Annotated in this window: 13 protein-coding genes and 1 tRNA gene; all 14 read right to left on the bottom strand. The window is 63.7% G+C overall.

From position 1 onward, the window contains the following. The coding region (locus tag ABSH63_RS15355) for a GTP-binding protein (protein WP_352890937.1) at nt 1–123 on the bottom strand (123 nt) is incomplete at its 3' end. A gap of 104 nt (nt 124–227) precedes the next feature. Further along, nucleotides 228–2,321, bottom strand: coding sequence for an elongation factor G (fusA, locus tag ABSH63_RS15350; RefSeq protein ID WP_352890935.1), 2,094 nt, complete (start codon nt 2,319–2,321; stop codon nt 228–230). A gap of 69 nt (nt 2,322–2,390) precedes the next feature. Continuing rightward, nucleotides 2,391–2,864: a 30S ribosomal protein S7 gene (gene rpsG, locus ABSH63_RS15345; protein WP_352890934.1), complete on the bottom strand. Its 474-nt coding sequence runs from the start codon at nt 2,862–2,864 to the stop codon at nt 2,391–2,393. A 67-nt stretch (nt 2,865–2,931) separates the two neighbouring features. Continuing rightward, nucleotides 2,932–3,327, bottom strand: a complete 396-nt coding sequence (rpsL, locus tag ABSH63_RS15340) for a 30S ribosomal protein S12 (RefSeq protein ID WP_352890932.1) — start codon at nt 3,325–3,327, stop codon at nt 2,932–2,934. 309 nt (nt 3,328–3,636) lie between these two features. Next, a complete protein-coding gene (gene rpoC, locus ABSH63_RS15335) occupies nt 3,637–7,917 on the bottom strand; it encodes a DNA-directed RNA polymerase subunit beta' (RefSeq protein ID WP_352890930.1) in 4,281 nt (1,426 codons plus the stop codon). 88 nt (nt 7,918–8,005) lie between these two features. Next, complete coding sequence (rpoB, locus tag ABSH63_RS15330) at nt 8,006–12,154, bottom strand: DNA-directed RNA polymerase subunit beta (RefSeq protein ID WP_352890929.1); 4,149 nt, start codon at nt 12,152–12,154, stop codon at nt 8,006–8,008. Between the two features lie 155 nt (nt 12,155–12,309). Beyond that, nucleotides 12,310–12,690, bottom strand: coding sequence for a 50S ribosomal protein L7/L12 (gene rplL, locus ABSH63_RS15325; protein ID WP_352890927.1), 381 nt, complete (start codon nt 12,688–12,690; stop codon nt 12,310–12,312). A gap of 61 nt (nt 12,691–12,751) precedes the next feature. Then, entirely contained in the window at nt 12,752–13,279 is a 528-nt protein-coding gene (gene rplJ, locus ABSH63_RS15320) for a 50S ribosomal protein L10 (protein WP_352890925.1), read from the bottom strand. Between the two features lie 280 nt (nt 13,280–13,559). Then, entirely contained in the window at nt 13,560–14,255 is a 696-nt protein-coding gene (gene rplA, locus ABSH63_RS15315) for a 50S ribosomal protein L1 (RefSeq protein ID WP_352890923.1), read from the bottom strand. Nucleotides 14,256–14,258: 3 nt separating this feature from the next. After that, nucleotides 14,259–14,690, bottom strand: coding sequence for a 50S ribosomal protein L11 (gene rplK, locus ABSH63_RS15310; RefSeq protein WP_352890922.1), 432 nt, complete (start codon nt 14,688–14,690; stop codon nt 14,259–14,261). 126 nt (nt 14,691–14,816) lie between these two features. Then, a complete protein-coding gene (gene nusG, locus ABSH63_RS15305; RefSeq protein WP_352890920.1) occupies nt 14,817–15,350 on the bottom strand; it encodes a transcription termination/antitermination protein NusG in 534 nt (177 codons plus the stop codon). 4 nt (nt 15,351–15,354) lie between these two features. Then, nucleotides 15,355–15,744: a preprotein translocase subunit SecE gene (secE, locus tag ABSH63_RS15300; RefSeq protein ID WP_352890919.1), complete on the bottom strand. Its 390-nt coding sequence runs from the start codon at nt 15,742–15,744 to the stop codon at nt 15,355–15,357. 38 nt (nt 15,745–15,782) lie between these two features. Beyond that, a tRNA-Trp gene (locus tag ABSH63_RS15295) sits at nt 15,783–15,858 on the bottom strand. Between the two features lie 81 nt (nt 15,859–15,939). After that, on the bottom strand, nt 15,940–16,069 hold a 130-nt coding region (locus ABSH63_RS15290; protein WP_491630893.1), incomplete at its 5' end, for an EF-Tu C-terminal domain-related protein.

Raw genomic sequence — 16,069 nt, 5'->3', positions numbered from 1 at the left:
ACCGTACTTGTCTGCCGACACCTTCGTCAGCGCCGCCGTCGTCGTCGTCTTGCCGTGATCCACGTGTCCAATCGTCCCCACGTTCACGTGCGGCTTCTTGCGCTCAAACTTTTCCTTAGACATCGCTCGTTACCTCAGTTTTCAGTTTCCAGTTCCAGTTTCCAGGCGGAGGGCGTTCCGAGTTTCTGCTTTTACTGGAAACTGGAAACTGCCCACCGAAAACTGTTTCAACTCTTCTTCGTCAGCGCGGCGATCACGTTCGCCGGCGCCTCCTGATACTTCTTGAACTCCATCGTGTAGGTCGCACGCCCCTGCGACATGGAGCGCAGCGCGGTGGAGTAGCCGAACATCTCGGACAACGGCACCTCCGCGCGGATGATCTTGGCACCGAAGTTGTCCTCCATGCCCAGGATCACCCCACGACGGCGATTGAGATCGCCCATGACGTCGCCCATGTAGTCTTCCGGCGTCTCCGCCTCCACGGCCATGATGGGCTCGAGGATCACCGGATTGGCCTTCGAGGCCCCTTCCTTGAAGCCCATGGACGCAGCGATCTTGAACGCCATTTCGTTCGAGTCGACGTCGTGGTACGAGCCGTCGAACACGGTGACCTTGACGTCGACGACCGGATAACCGGCGATGACGCCGTTCTTCATCGCCTCCTGCACACCCTTGTCGATGGCCGGGATGTACTCCTTGGGGATGACGCCACCGACGATGGCGTTGACGAACTCGTAACCCTTGCCCGGCTCCTGCGGCTCCAGGCGCAGCCAGCAATGACCGTACTGACCGCGACCGCCGGACTGACGCACGAACTTGCCCTCGGCCTCGACCGTCTTGCGGATCGTCTCGCGGTAGGCGACCTGCGGTGCGCCGACGTTGGCCTCGACCTTGAACTCGCGCTTCATGCGGTCGACGATGATCTCCAGATGCAACTCGCCCATGCCGGAGATGATCGTCTGGCCGGTCTCCTCGTCCGTATGCACACGGAAACTGGGATCTTCCTGCGCCAGCTTGCTCAGGGCGATGCCCATCTTCTCCTGATCGGCCTTGGTCTTGGGCTCCACGGCCTGGCTGATGACCGGCTCCGGGAACTCCATGCGCTCGAGCACGACGGGCTTGTCCTGCGCCGCCAGCGTCGTGCCGGTGTAGACCTCCTTGAGGCCGACACAGGCGGCGATATCGCCGGCACGCACTTCGTCGATTTCCTCGCGGTTGTTCGCATGCATCTGCACCAGGCGGCCGATGCGCTCGGTCTTGCCACTGCGTGAGTTGTAGACGCTGTCGCCCTTCTTGAGCACACCCGAGTAGACGCGGATGAAGGTGAGCTGGCCGACGAAGGGGTCGGTCATGATCTTGAAACCGAGCGCCGAAAACGGCTCGTCGTCACTGGCGTGGCGCTCGGTCGGCGCGCCGGTGTTGGGATCCTCGCCCTTGATCGCCGGCACATCCACCGGCGACGGCAGGTACTCGACCACGGCGTCGAGCATCGCCTGCACGCCCTTGTTCTTAAAGGCCGAACCACACAGCATCGGCACGATCTCGAGCGCGATCGTGCGCTGGCGCAAGGCCTTTTTGATCTCGTCCTCGGCGAGATCACCTTCTTCGAGGTACTTGTTCATCAGCTCCTCGGAGGCCTCGGCGGCGGACTCGACCATCTTCTCGCGCCAGTGCCGGGCCGTCTCGACGAGATCGGCCGGAATGTCGCGGTATTCGAACTTCATGCCCTGGGACGCCTCGTCCCAGATGATGGCCTTCATCTTCACCAAGTCGACCACGCCCTGGAACTTGTCCTCGGCGCCGATGGGAATCACGATCGGCACCGGATTGGCGCGCAGCTTCTCGCGCATCTGGCGATAGACCTTGAAGAAGTCCGCGCCGGTGCGGTCCATCTTGTTGACGAAGGCAAGTCGCGGGACGCCATACTTGGTCGCCTGGCGCCACACCGTCTCCGACTGCGGCTGCACGCCGCCGACCGCGCAGTAGAGCATGCAGGCGCCGTCGAGCACGCGCATCGAACGCTCGACCTCGATGGTGAAGTCGACGTGCCCCGGCGTGTCGATGATGTTGATCCGATGCTGCTCGAACTGATTGGCCATGCCGCGCCAGAACGTGGTCGTGGCGGCAGAGGTGATCGTGATGCCGCGCTCCTGCTCCTGCTCCATCCAGTCCATCGTCGCGGCGCCGTCATGGACCTCGCCGATCTTGTGATTGATGCCGGTGTAGTAGAGAACGCGTTCGGTCGTCGTGGTCTTGCCGGCGTCGATGTGCGCCGAAATACCGATGTTGCGATAACGCTCGATGGGCGTCGTGCGGGCCATGAGAAAACTCGGTAGCGGCGGTCGCCCGGGACCAGTGCCCGCGCGCCCACCTGGAAAATCAAAAGTGAATCACCAACGAAAGTGCGAGAAAGCCTTGTTCGCCTCGGCCATCTTGTGCGTGTCTTCGCGCTTCTTGACGGCGGCGCCGCGGTTCTCGGCGGCATCCATCAACTCGCCAGCCAGCCGGCTCTGCATGCCCTGCTCGCCACGCTTGGACGCCGCTTCGATGATCCAGCGCATCGCCAGTGTCGTACGGCGCGATGCCCGCACTTCGACCGGCACCTGGTAGGTCGCACCACCGACGCGGCGAGACTTGACCTCGACCATCGGGGCGACGTTGTCGAAGGCATTTTGCAAAAACTCGGCGGGCGCCGCGATCTTCTTCTTTTCGATCACCTGGTCGAGCGCACCGTAGACGATCTTCTCGGCGATCGACTTCTTGCCATCCTCCATGACCATGTTGACGAACTTGGACACCAGTTCGCTCTTGTACTTCGGATCGGGGAGGACCTTGCGAATCTCGGGTTTGCGACGACGGGACATGATGAGTTCCTCGGGTGGTCTTCAGGCGCGGCTGACTGCCACGCCTTACTCGGGCGTGACGCCCGTCCTATTTCTTCGCCGCCGGCGCGCCAGCCTTGGGGCGCTTGGCGCCATACTTGGAGCGACCCTGGCGACGCTTGTCGATACCGGCGCAGTCCAGCGCGCCGCGGACGGTGTGGTAGCGCACGCCGGGAAGATCCTTGACGCGGCCGCCGCGAATCATGACGACCGAGTGCTCCTGCAGATTGTGGCCCTCGCCTCCGATGTAGGAGATGACCTCGAATCCATTGGTCAGGCGCACCTTGCACACCTTGCGCAGCGCGGAGTTCGGCTTTTTCGGCGTGGTGGTATAGACGCGCGTGCAGACGCCTCGCTTTTGCGGCGAGCCGGTCAGCGCCGGCACCTTGCTCTTGGCCACGAGGGTGCTGCGGCCTTTGCGCACTAACTGGTTGACTGTTGGCACGTTGTGGACTTCCCGGCTTGACAAAGAAAAGACGTACCCTGCCTGCAGGGCCGTCGGGAAAGGGCGCGCATCATATAGGTCGGCGCAAGTCGCGTCAACGGCGTTTGCGTTGCAAAATTCGCCCCGTTCTGGACCCGTTCGCGCCCTGTTTCAAACAGCGGTTTCGGCCTCGCCGGCCGAGTCACCTTTCTTTGCACAAGCAAAGAAAAGTCGCTCGCCCGGCAGGGCGAAACGAAAGCCTGCGCAACGGCACACAAAAAAGACCCCGGTTGTGACGCCGGGGTCTGAGTCTGAGGACGTTGGACGGTGTTACTCGTCCACGCCCTCGTCCGATGCCTGTTCGGCGCCGCCATCGGCGTCGCCGTCATCGCTTCCCGTATCGACGGCCGCGGCGCGCACCGCGAGTCGCTCGCCGGCATTGGCTTCGAAGCTACCGCCGGTCGCGGTCAGCGCCGAAGCCTGCAGCTCGGCCAGCAGACTGCCACCGCGCGCCTTGCGCCGCTGCTCGTGATAGGCGAGCCCCGTGCCCGCCGGAATCAGGCGGCCGACGATCACGTTCTCCTTGAGGCCACGCAGCTCGTCGCGCGAACCGCGCACCGAGGCCTCGGTGAGAACGCGCGTGGTCTCCTGGAACGAGGCCGCCGAGATGAACGACTCGGTCGACAGGCTGGCCTTGGTGATGCCCAGCAGCAGACGTTCGAACCGCGCGCCGCGCTCGCCCTTGGCCTGATGCTTCCTGTTCTCGGCCAGCACCTGGAAGATCTCGACCTGCTCACCCTGCAAGAAGCGCGTGTCGCCCGGGTCGGTGATCTCCACCTTGCGCAGCATCTGGCGCACGATCACTTCGATGTGCTTGTCGTTGATCTTCACGCCCTGCAGGCGGTAGACGTCCTGGATCTCCTTGACCAGGTAGTTCGCGAGCGCGACCACGCCCTGCAGGCGCAGGATGTCGTGCGGGCTCGGCTCGCCGTCGGAGATGATTTCGCCCTTCTCGACCGTCTCGCCCTCGAACACGCGGATCTCGACCCACTTGGGCACCAGGATCTCGACTTCGTTGCCGTCGGCCTGGACGATCTTGATGCGCTGTTTGCCCTTGGTCCCGGTGCCGAACTTGATCGTGCCCGTGGTCTCGGCGAGCACCGCCGGCTCCTTGGGCTTGCGCGCTTCGAACAGGTCGGCGACGCGCGGCAGACCACCGGTGATGTCGCGCGACTTCGACGCTTCCTGGGGGATGCGGGCGATGATGCCGCCAACCTTGACCTCGTCGCCGTCCTCGACGGTGACGATGGCCTTGGGCGGCAGCGTGTACGCCGCCGGGATGTCCGTGCCGGCGAAGGTGAGCTGTTTGCCCTTGGCATCGACGAGGATGATCGTGGGCTTGAGGTCCTTGGCCGACGAACTCCGCGTCTTGGCATCGGTGATGACCAGCGTCGCCACGCCCGTCAAGGGATCGGTCTCGCGGTTGACGGTGGACCCTTCGACGAAGTCCTGCAGCTTCACGAAGCCGGACAGCTCGGTGACGATCGGATGGGTGTGCGGATCCCACTTGGCGAGGCGCTGCCCCGGGGCGATCTCGTCGCCGTCCTTGACCAGAATGGTCGCGCCGTAGGGGATCTTGTAGCGCTCGCGCTCGCGCCCCTGCGCGTCGATGACGCCGATTTCACCGGAACGCGACACGGCAACGAGGTTGCCCTCGCTGTTGGTCACCGTTTTGATGTTGTGCACGCGCACGGTGCCGGCCGCACGCGCATCGACGCCATCGGCCGAGGCCGCACGCGATGCCGCACCACCGACGTGGAAGGTACGCATGGTCAACTGCGTGCCGGGCTCGCCGATCGACTGCGCGGCGATGACACCCACCGCCTCGCCGATGTTGACGCGGTGCCCGCGCGCCAGGTCGCGGCCGTAGCAGCTGGCGCAAACGCCGAACGGCAGCTCGCAGGTGATCGGCGAGCGCACCCAGATCTCGTCGATCGAGTTCTTTTCGAGCACGTCCGCCCACTTCTCGTCGATGATGGTACCGGCCGGAATCACGACCTCGTCGGTACCCGGCTTGTACGCGTCGCGCAAGACCACGCGGCCGAGTACGCGGTCACGCAAGGCCTCGAGCACGTCGCCGCCCTCGACGATGGGCATCATCAGCAGGCCCTGCTCGGTGCCGCAATCCTCGGCCGTCACGACCACGTCTTGGGCGACGTCGACCAGGCGACGGGTCAGGTAACCCGAGTTCGCGGTCTTGAGCGCGGTGTCGGCCAGGCCCTTGCGCGCGCCATGCGTCGAGATGAAGTACTGCAGGACGTTCAGACCTTCGCGGAAGTTCGCGGTGATCGGCGTCTCGATGATCGAGCCGTCCGGCTTGGCCATCAGGCCACGCATGCCGGCGAGCTGACGGATCTGCGCCTGCGAACCTCGCGCGCCGGAGTCGGCCATCATGAACACCGAGTTGAACGACGGCTGTTCGACCTCGTTACCGTCCTTGTCCTTGACCTTCTCCTTGCCGATCTTGGCCATCATGGCCTTGGCGACGTCGTCGTTGGCGCGCGACCAGATGTCGATGACGCGGTTCTTGCGCTCGCCGCCGGTGGTCAGACCCTGGTTGTACTCGGTATCGACCTCCTTCACCTTGGCTTCGGCCTGTTCGAGGATCTTGGCCTTCTCCTCGGGAATGACGATGTCGTCCAGGCAGAACGAGATGCCGGCCTTGGTCGACATGCGAAAGCCCGTGTACATCATCTGGTCGGCGAAGATCACCGTTTCCTTGGTGCCGCAGCGGCGGTACACGTAGTTGATGACGCGCGAGATCTCCTTCTTGGTCAGCGTCTTGTTGATGACCGAGAACGGCACGCCGGGCGGCAGCAGCTCGGAGAGCAGGGCACGTCCCGCGGTGGTCTCGACGAGATGCAAGCGCTCCTCGCCGTCTTCGGTGTAGTCGCGCAGGCGCACCTTGATTTTCGCCTGCAGGTCCACCTGGTGGTTCTCGTAGGCGCGATGCACCTCGGAGACATCCGCGAACACCATGCCCTCGCCGGTGGCGCCGATACGCTCACGCGACACCCAGTACAAGCCGAGCACCACGTCCTGCGACGGCACGATGATCGGATCGCCGGAGGCCGGCGACAGGATGTTGTTGGTGGACATCATCAGCACGCGCGCCTCGAGCTGGGCCTCGAGCGACAGCGGCACGTGCACGGCCATCTGGTCGCCGTCGAAGTCGGCGTTGAACGCGGTGCAGACGAGCGGATGCAGCTGGATGGCCTTGCCCTCGATCAGCACCGGCTCGAAGGCCTGGATACCGAGGCGGTGCAGCGTGGGTGCGCGGTTGAGCAGCACCGGGTGCTCCTTGATGCACTCTTCGAGCGAATCCCAGACCGCGGCTTCTTCGCGCTCCACCATCTTCTTCGCGGCCTTGATCGTGGTGGCGATGCCTAGGCGCTGCAGGCGCGAGAACACGAAGGGCTTGAACAGCTCCAGCGCCATCTTCTTCGGCAGGCCGCACTGGTGCAGCTTGAGCGTCGGACCGACGACGATGACCGAACGGCCGGAGTAGTCGACGCGCTTGCCGAGCAGGTTCTGGCGGAAGCGTCCCTGCTTGCCCTTGATCATGTCGGCCAGCGACTTGAGCGGGCGCTTGTTGGTGCCGGTGATCGCACGGCCGCGGCGGCCGTTGTCGATCAGCGCGTCCACCGCCTCCTGCAGCATGCGCTTTTCGTTGCGCACGATGATGTCCGGCGCGGTGAGCTCGAGCAGGCGCTTCAAGCGGTTGTTGCGGTTGATGACGCGGCGGTACAGATCGTTCAGATCCGAGGTCGCGAAGCGGCCGCCATCGAGCGGCACCAGCGGCCGCAGATCCGGCGGCAGCACCGGTAGCACCGTCAGGATCATCCACTCCGGACGGTTCGACGAGTGGATGAAGTACTCGATCAGCTTCAGGCGCTTGGCCAGCTTCTTGATCTTGGTCTCGGAGTTGGTCGCGTTGAGCTCCTCACGCAGCTTGACCGCCTCGGCCTGCAGGTCGATGCTCTTGAGCAGGTCATGGATCGCCTCGGCGCCCATACGTGCATCGAAGTCGTCGCCGTACTGTTCGACCGCGTTGAGGTAGTCCTCCTCGGTCATCAGCTGCCCACGCTCCAGCGGCGTCAGGCCGGGATCGACGACGATGTGCGCCTCGAAGTAGAGCACGCGCTCGATCGCGCGCAGCGGCATGTCGAGCAAAAGACCGATGCGACTCGGCAGCGATTTCAGAAACCAAATGTGAGCGACCGGCGAGGCGAGGTCGATGTGTCCCATGCGCTCGCGGCGCACCTTGGCCACGGTGACCTCGACGCCGCACTTCTCGCACACCACGCCGCGGTGCTTGAGGCGCTTGTACTTGCCGCACAGGCACTCGTAGTCCTTGATCGGTCCGAAGATCTTGGCGCAGAACAGGCCGTCGCGCTCCGGCTTGAACGTGCGGTAGTTGATCGTCTCCGGCTTCTTCACCTCACCGTACGACCACGAACGGATCGTTTCCGGCGAAGCCAGCCCGATGCGGATGGCGTCGAAGTCTTCGGTCTCTTCGGTGTTGCGGATCAGATTGATGAACTCTTTCATGGTGACTCCCGGAACCGTGGTGCGTATGTAGGGCTGCTCCAATCCGATGGGTCGGGCCGCTGCGCGGCCCGCCCGCCCTACGTTCGCGCTATTGGTTCTGCTCCAGTTCGATGTTGAGACCGATCGAGCGAATTTCCTTGACCAGCACGTTGAACGACTCGGGCATGCCCGCGACCATGCGGTGATCGCCGTCGACGATCGACTTGTACATGCGCGTGCGTCCGGTCGTGTCGTCGGACTTCACCGTCAGCATCTCCTGCAGCGTGTACGCCGCGCCATAGGCTTCGAGCGCCCAGACCTCCATCTCACCGAAGCGCTGGCCGCCGAACTGGGCCTTGCCGCCCAGCGGCTGCTGGGTCACCAGCGAGTACGGGCCGGTCGAGCGCGCGTGCATCTTGTCGTCGACCAGGTGGTTGAGCTTGAGCATGTACATGTAGCCGACGGTGACGGGGCGCGAGAATGGCTCGCCGGTACGCCCGTCGATCAGCGTGGCCTGCCCTGAGGTCGGCAGACCGGCGAGTTCGAGTAGCTGCTTGATTTCATCCTCGTTGGCCCCGTCGAACACTGGCGTCGACACCGGCAGACCATCGGTCAAGTTCTGCGCCAGGTTGACGATCTCCGCGTCGGTGAGCTCGTCCAGCGGCGCCACGACCTTGCCGGTGCCCACTTTGTTGTAGACCCGATCGAGGAACTTGCGTAGCTCGGAGACGGCGCGCTGCTGCTGCAGCATTTCGTCGATCTTGCGGCCGATGCCCTTGGCCGCCCAGCCCAGATGGACTTCGAGCAGCTGACCGATGTTCATGCGCGAGGGCACGCCCAGCGGATTGAGCACGATGTCGACCGGCGTGCCATCTTCCATGTGCGGCATGTCCTCAACCGGCACGATCTGCGAGATCACACCCTTGTTGCCGTGACGGCCGGCCATCTTGTCGCCCGGCTGGATGCGGCGCTTGACGGCCAGATACACCTTCACCATCTTGAGCACGCCGGGCGAGAGCTCGTCGCCCGACTGGATCTTGCGCTTCTTGTCCTCGAAGCGCTTGTCGAACTCCGAGCGCATGTCCTTGAGCTGCTTGTTCGCCGCTTCGAGCTGGTTCTGCGCGTCGTCGTCGACCAGACGGATCTCGAACCACTTTTCCCGTTCGAGCGAGTCGAGATAGGCAGCGTCGACCTTCGCCCCCTTCTTGAGCTTGCTCGGCCCGCCGTCGGCGATCTTGCCGAGCAGCAGCTTGCGCAGACGATCGAAGATGTCGTCCTCGAAGATGCGCTGCTGGTCGGCCAGGTCCTTGCGAACCTGCGCGAGCTCGCCTTCCTCGATCGCCAGCGCGCGCTTGTCCTTCTTCACCCCTTCACGGGTGAAGACGCGCACGTCGATGACGGTGCCGTCCATGCCGGCCGGCACACGTAGCGAAGTGTCCTTCACGTCCGAGGCTTTCTCGCCGAAGATCGCGCGCAGCAGCTTTTCTTCCGGCGTTAGCTGGGTCTCGCCCTTGGGCGTGACCTTGCCGACCAGGAGATCGCCGGCCTTGACTTCGGCGCCGATGTAGACGATGCCGGACTCGTCGAGCTTGCGCAGCGCCGCCTCGTTGACGTTGGGGATGTCCGCGGAAATCTCCTCGGGACCCAGCTTGGTCTCGCGGGCGACGCAGGTGAGCTCCTCGATGTGGATCGTGGTGAAGCGATCCTCTTCGACCACGCGTTCGGAGATCAGGATCGAGTCCTCGAAGTTGTAACCGTTCCACGGCATGAACGCGACCAGCATGTTCTGGCCCAGCGCCAGCTCGCCCAGGTCCGTGGATGGGCCATCGGCGATCACGTCACCGCGTGCGATGGTGTCACCGGGCTTGACGATCGGGCGCTGGTTGATGCACGTGTTCTGGTTGGAGCGGACGTACTTGACCAGGTTGTAGATGTCCACGCCCGGCTCGCCGGCCTGGGTCTCGTCGTCGTTGACGCGCACGACGATACGCGCCGCGTCGACCTTTTCGACCACACCGCCGCGCTTGGCCTGGATCGCGTTGCCGGAGTCGACTGCCACGCGGCGCTCGATGCCGGTGCCCACCAAGGGCTTCTCGGTGCGCAGCGTCGGCACCGCCTGGCGCTGCATGTTCGAGCCCATCAGCGCGCGGTTGGCGTCGTCATGCTCGAGGAAGGGGATCAGCGCGGCAGCCACCGAGACGATCTGGCGCGGCGACACGTCCATGTACTGGACCTTGTCGGGCGACATCATGGTGAATTCGTTCTGGAAGCGGACCGATACCAGGTCCGAGCGGAAGCGGCCGTGCTCGTCCAGCTCGGAGTTCGCCTGTGCGATCACGTACCGGCCCTCCTCGATCGCCGACAGGTACTCGACCTCGTCGGTGACCCTGCCGTCGACGACCTTGCGATACGGGGTTTCGAGGAAGCCGTACTCGTTGGTGCGCGCGTAGCAGGCCAACGAGTTGATCAGACCGATGTTCGGACCTTCCGGCGTTTCAATCGGGCAGACGCGGCCATAGTGTGTGGGATGAACGTCGCGGACTTCGAAGCCGGCGCGCTCGCGCGTCAGGCCGCCCGGTCCGAGCGCCGATACGCGACGCTTGTGCGTGACCTCGGACAGCGGGTTGTTCTGGTCCATGAACTGCGACAGCTGCGAGCTGCCGAAGAACTCCTTGATCGCCGCCGACACCGGCTTGGCGTTGATCAGGTCTTGCGGCGTCAGGTTCTCGGCCTCGGCCAACGCCAGACGCTCACGCACCGCGCGCTCGACGCGCACCAGGCCGGTGCGAAAGACGTTCTCGGTCATCTCGCCGACCGCGCGGATACGGCGGTTGCCGAGATGATCGATGTCGTCGGTCTGCTGCTCGCCGTTGCGGATCGCGATGATCTCGCGGATCACGTCGACGATGTCCGAATGGTCCTTGCCGTACTTGGCGAACAGGCGCTTGGAGAAATCGTCGGTGAACTTGGAGAACAGCTCACCGTCGTAGACCACCGAAGGCCCTTCCACGTCATCGCGGCGCAGGCGACGGTTGAACTTCATGCGGCCGACCGCCGACAGGTCGTATTTGTCGGGCGAGAAGAACATACCGTGGAACAAGGCTTCGGCCGCATCCCTGGTCGGCGGCTCGCCGGGGCGCATCATGCGGTAGATCTCGACCAGCGCTTCGAGCTTGGTCTTGGTCGGATCGATGTTCAGGGTCGTGGAGATGTAAGGGCCCTTGTCGACGTCATTGACGTACAGCGTCGGCACCTCTTTGATGCCGGCCTCGCGCAGCTTGGCAAGCAGATTGACCGTCAGTTCCGTGTTGGCCGCAGCGATGATCTCGCCGTCCTTGCTGACCAAGTCGCGCGCGATGATCTTGCCTTCGAGGTAGCTGTCCGGCACGTGCAGACGTTTCAAGCCGGCGTCGGCGATCAGCTTGATGTGGCGCGCCGTGATCAGCTTGCCCTGTTCGACCAGCACCTTCTTGCCGTCGGTGATGTCGAACTGCGCCTTCTCACCCTTGAGGCGCTCCGGAATCAACTCCAGGCTGGCGCCGTCCTTCTCCAGTTCGAACACGTTCTGCTCGTGGAACAGCGCGAGCATCTGCTCGTTGCTGTAGCCGAGCGCGCGCAACAGCACCGTCACCGGCAGCTTGCGGCGACGGTCGATACGCGCGAACAGGTTGTCCTTGGGGTCGAACTCGAAGTCCAGCCAGGAGCCGCGGTAGGGAATGATGCGGGCGCTGTACAGCAGCTTGCCGGAGCTGTGCGTCTTGCCCTTGTCGTGGTCGAAAAACACACCCGGCGAACGGTGTAGCTGCGAGACGACGACGCGCTCGGTGCCATTGATGATGAAGGTGCCGTGATCGGTCATCAGCGGCACTTCGCCCAGATAGACCTCCTGCTCGCGAACGTCCTTGACGCGCTTTTCCTTCGACTCGCGGTCGAAGATCACCAGACGCACCGTGACCTTCAGCGGCGCGGCATAGGTCATGCCACGGACCCGGCATTCCTTCTCGTCGAACGGCGGCTCGTCGAAACGGTACTTGACGAATTCCAGGCGCGCGGAGCCGTTGTAGGCCTCCATCGGGAACACCGATTTGAACGAAGCCTGCAGCCCCGTATCGCGGCGCTTGGACGGGTGCAGGTCGGCTTGCAGGAACTGGTGATAGGAATCGATCTGCGTCGCCAGCAGATAAGGAATCTCCAGGGTTTCCTTCAGCTTGCTGAAGTCCTTGCGGATGCGCTTTTTCTCGGTGAACGAGTAGGCCATGAGGTGCTCCGGACCATGATTCGTGACTCGTGATTGGTGACTCGCGGCGCTGCGCCGGACTCACCAATCACCAATCACGCGTGAACGGCAAAGCCCGGCCGGGGGCCAAAACCCCCGGCCGGTGCGACAACGGTGAAGACAACGCGGGTCGCCAATTACTTCAGCTCGACCTTGCCGCCGCCCTCTTCCAGCTTCTTCTTCATTTCCTCGGCAGTCTTCTTGTCGACGCCCTCCTTGACCGTCTGCGGCGCGCCCTCGACCAGGTCCTTGGCCTCCTTCAGGCCCAGGCCGGTCAGCTCGCGCACGACCTTGATCACGCCGACCTTCTTCGCTGCGTCGATGCCGGTCAGCACGACCGTGAATTCAGTCTTCTCCTCGGCCGGCGCGGCGGCAGCAGCCGGACCGGCGGCGGCGACGGCCACCGGGGCGGCGGCGGTGACGCCGAACTTGTCTTCCATCATCTTCACGAGATCGACCACGTCCATCACGGACATGTTGGCGATCGCATCCAGGATCTCTTCCTTGGTAACAGCCATGTTTCAATTACTCCAATAAAGTGTGCAAAAGCCTAGAATCAATAACGAAAGTCAAGCGGCGTCAAGCCGCGCCCTTCTGATCGGCGACGGCCTTGACCGTGCGCACGAGCTGGGCGGTGGGCTCGGCGAGGGTGCGAACGAACTTGCCGATGGGCGCCTTGATCGTGCCCATGAGCATGGCAATCGCCTGCTCTTTGGTCGGCAGCGTCGCCAGACGGTCGAGATCCTTGGCACCGTAGAGGGTGCCGCCGACCGCGACGGCCTTGACGACCATCACCTCGTTGTCCTTCGCAAAGTCCTTGATCAGACGACCGACCGCGCCCGGATCCTCAAGGGAGAAGCCGAGCACGAGCGGGCCGACCAACGCAGGCGTCAGGCACTCGAATGGCGTGCCCGCCACCGCCCGCCGGGCCAGCGTGTTCTTGATCACGTGCAGATAGACACCGCTTTCGCGGGCTTTCGCACGCAACTGGTCGAACTTGCCGGCCGACAGGCCGCGGTACTCGGTGGCAACCGCCGAGAGCGCGCGCTTGGCGACTTCGTTGACTTCCGCAACCAGGGCTTTCTTGTCTTCCAGCCTGAGAGCCATCAGAACTCCTAGTCGCTTCTTCCATCACTGGACCCCCACGAGCCGAAGCTACGGAAGGTCCGCCTTTACGGTGTTTCCACCGTCTGCGTATGCGGTCTTGCGACCTTTAATCTCCGGGCGTCATCGACCGATGAACGCCCTTGCCACATACGGTCTTCGACGTGGGGCTTTCGCCACACTTCAAAGTCTTGAATCGTGAGACCCGAGGCGTGAGTGGTGAGACGTCAACAGCAGCGGACTGCCTTCGCCACACGTCTCACGCCTCACCTCTCACAAAGAATCACTCCGGCAACGAGCCGACATCGACGCGTACGCCCGGACCCATCGTCGTCGAGAGCGTGACCTTCTTGATGTAGACGCCCTTTGCGCTGGCCGGCTTGGCCTTGCGCACGTCACGCATGACGGCGAGGAGGTTGTCCTTGATCTGGTCGACCTCGAACGTGGCGGCGCCGATCGAGCAGTGGATGATGCCGGCCTTGTCGGTCCGGAACTTGGCCATACCGGCCTTGGCGTTCTTGACGGCCTCGCCAACGTTGGGGGTCACCGTGCCGGTCTTGGGGTTGGGCATCAGGCCGCGCGGACCGAGCACCTGGCCCAGGGAGCCGACCACCCGCATCGCCGCCGGCTCGGCGATCACCACCTGATAGTCGAGGTCGCCGCCCTTCATCGCTGCGGCGAGATCCTCCATGCCGACGACGTCGGCGCCGGCGGCCTTGGCCTCTTCGGCCTTGGCGCCCTGCGCGAATACGGCGACGCGCACGCTCTTGCCCGAGCCGTGCGGCAACACGGTGGAGCCACGCACGTTCTGATCGGACTTCTTGGCGTCGACGCCCAGATTGATCGCGACGTCGACGGATTCGCGGAACTTCGCGGTCGCGCAGTCCTTGACCAGCTTGATCGCAGTGTCGAGATCGTAGGTCTTGCCCGGCTCGACCTTGCCGGCAAAAGCCTTCTGGCGCTTGGTGAGCTTCGCCATGGCTCAGCCCTCCACCACTTCGACGCCCATCGAACGGGCGGATCCGGCGATCAGGCGACAGGCCGCCTCCAGGCTGCCGGCGTTGAGGTCCGGCATCTTCACCTTGGCGATCTCTTCGATCTGCTTCTTGGTGATCTTGCCGACCTTGTTCGTGTGCGGCGTGGCCGAGCCGGACTCCAGACCGATCGCCTTCTTGATCAGCGTCGTCGCCGGCGGGGTCTTGGTGATGAACGTGAAGCTCTTGTCGGAGTAGACCGTGATCACGACCGGCGTCGGCAGACCCGGTTCGAGCTTCTGCGTCGCTGCATTGAACTCCTTGCAGAACGCCATGATGTTGACGCCGGCCTGGCCCAGCGCCGGACCGACCGGCGGCGCCGGATTGGCCTTGCCTGCAGGAATCTGCAGCTTGATGTACGCGGTGACTTTCTTTGCCATGACAACTCCTGTGTGGGTGCGAACGCCGTGTTAAGGCTCCCCGGGTGAAGCAGTTGCCAGTTGCCAGTTTCCAGAAAGGGCCTGCTTTTCGCCGGCAACTGGAACCCGGTCACTGGAAACCGCTGTTCAAGCTTTCTCGACCTGCGAAAACTCCAGCTCGACGGGCGTCGAGCGCCCGAAGATCAGAACCGCGACGCGCAGGCGGTTCTTGTCGTAATTGACCTCTTCGACCACGCCATTGAAGTCCGCGAACGGACCTTCCTTGACGCGCACCGCCTCGCCCGGCTCGAACAGGGTCTTGGGCCGCGGCTTCTCGACCGATTCGGTGACGCGGTTGAGGATCTTCTCGGCTTCCTTGTCGGAGATCGGCGCCGGCTTGTCTGGCGTACCGCCGATGAAACCCATGACCTTGGGCGTGGACTTGACCAGGTGCCAGGTCTGCTCGTTCATCTCCATCTGCACCAGCACGTAGCCCGGGAAGAACTTGCGCTCGGTGCGACGCTTGACGCCGTCCTTGATCTCCATGACCTCTTCGGTCGGCACCAGGATCTCGCCGAACTGATCCTGCAGACCGGCACGCGCGATGCGCTCCTTGAGCGCCTTCATCACGCTGTTCTCGTACTGCGAATAGGCGTGTACCACGTACCAGCGCATGGTCATGCGATCAGGCTCCGCGTCCGGTCAGGGTCTCGACGCCCCACAACAACAAAGAGTCCAGCCCCCACAACAGCAGCGCCATCAAAAGCACCACCACCGCGATCATCAATGTCGCCTGGATGCTCTCCTGACGGGTCGGCCACACCACCTTGCGCAACTCGATACGCGAGCCGGCGACATAGGACCACAGGCTCTTGCCGAGCGCGGTCTGGTATGCCACCGCGAGCGCGACGGCGACGCCGCCCAGCAGGATCGACACGCGGATCAGCGCGTTGTACTGAGTTTCGAAGTAATAAAACGCGAACATGCCCCCGAGCAGCGCGGCGGCCGCAACGCTCAAAAGGGCTGTGTCCCGGCGGGAGGAAGCCGCAGATTGTTCAGTGGTCTGGGTGTCCATGAACTCGTTCCGGCGCCACGGCCAAGGCTCGCATTCGGTGGCAGGGCGGGAGGGTTTCGAACCCCCAACCTGCGGTTTTGGAGACCGCCGCTCTACCAGTTGAGCTACCGCCCTAGCGTGAATGGACCGCGGAAAGCCAAAAAGGGGCGCGGATTTTAGGGAATCCGCGCCCCCAAGTCAAAACGGCCGAGGGATCTAGGCCAGGATCTTGGTGACGACGCCGGCGCCGACGGTGCGACCGCCCTCGCGGATCGCAAAGCGCACGCCTTCCTCCATCGCGATCGGGCTGATCAGCTCCACCGTCATCTGCACGTTGTCGCCCGGC

The sequence above is a fragment of the Sinimarinibacterium thermocellulolyticum genome, assembly GCF_040327995.1.
Taxonomy (GTDB): Bacteria; Pseudomonadota; Gammaproteobacteria; order Nevskiales; family Nevskiaceae; genus Solimonas; species Solimonas thermocellulolyticum.
This window is presented reverse-complemented; position numbering and strand designations above follow the sequence as displayed.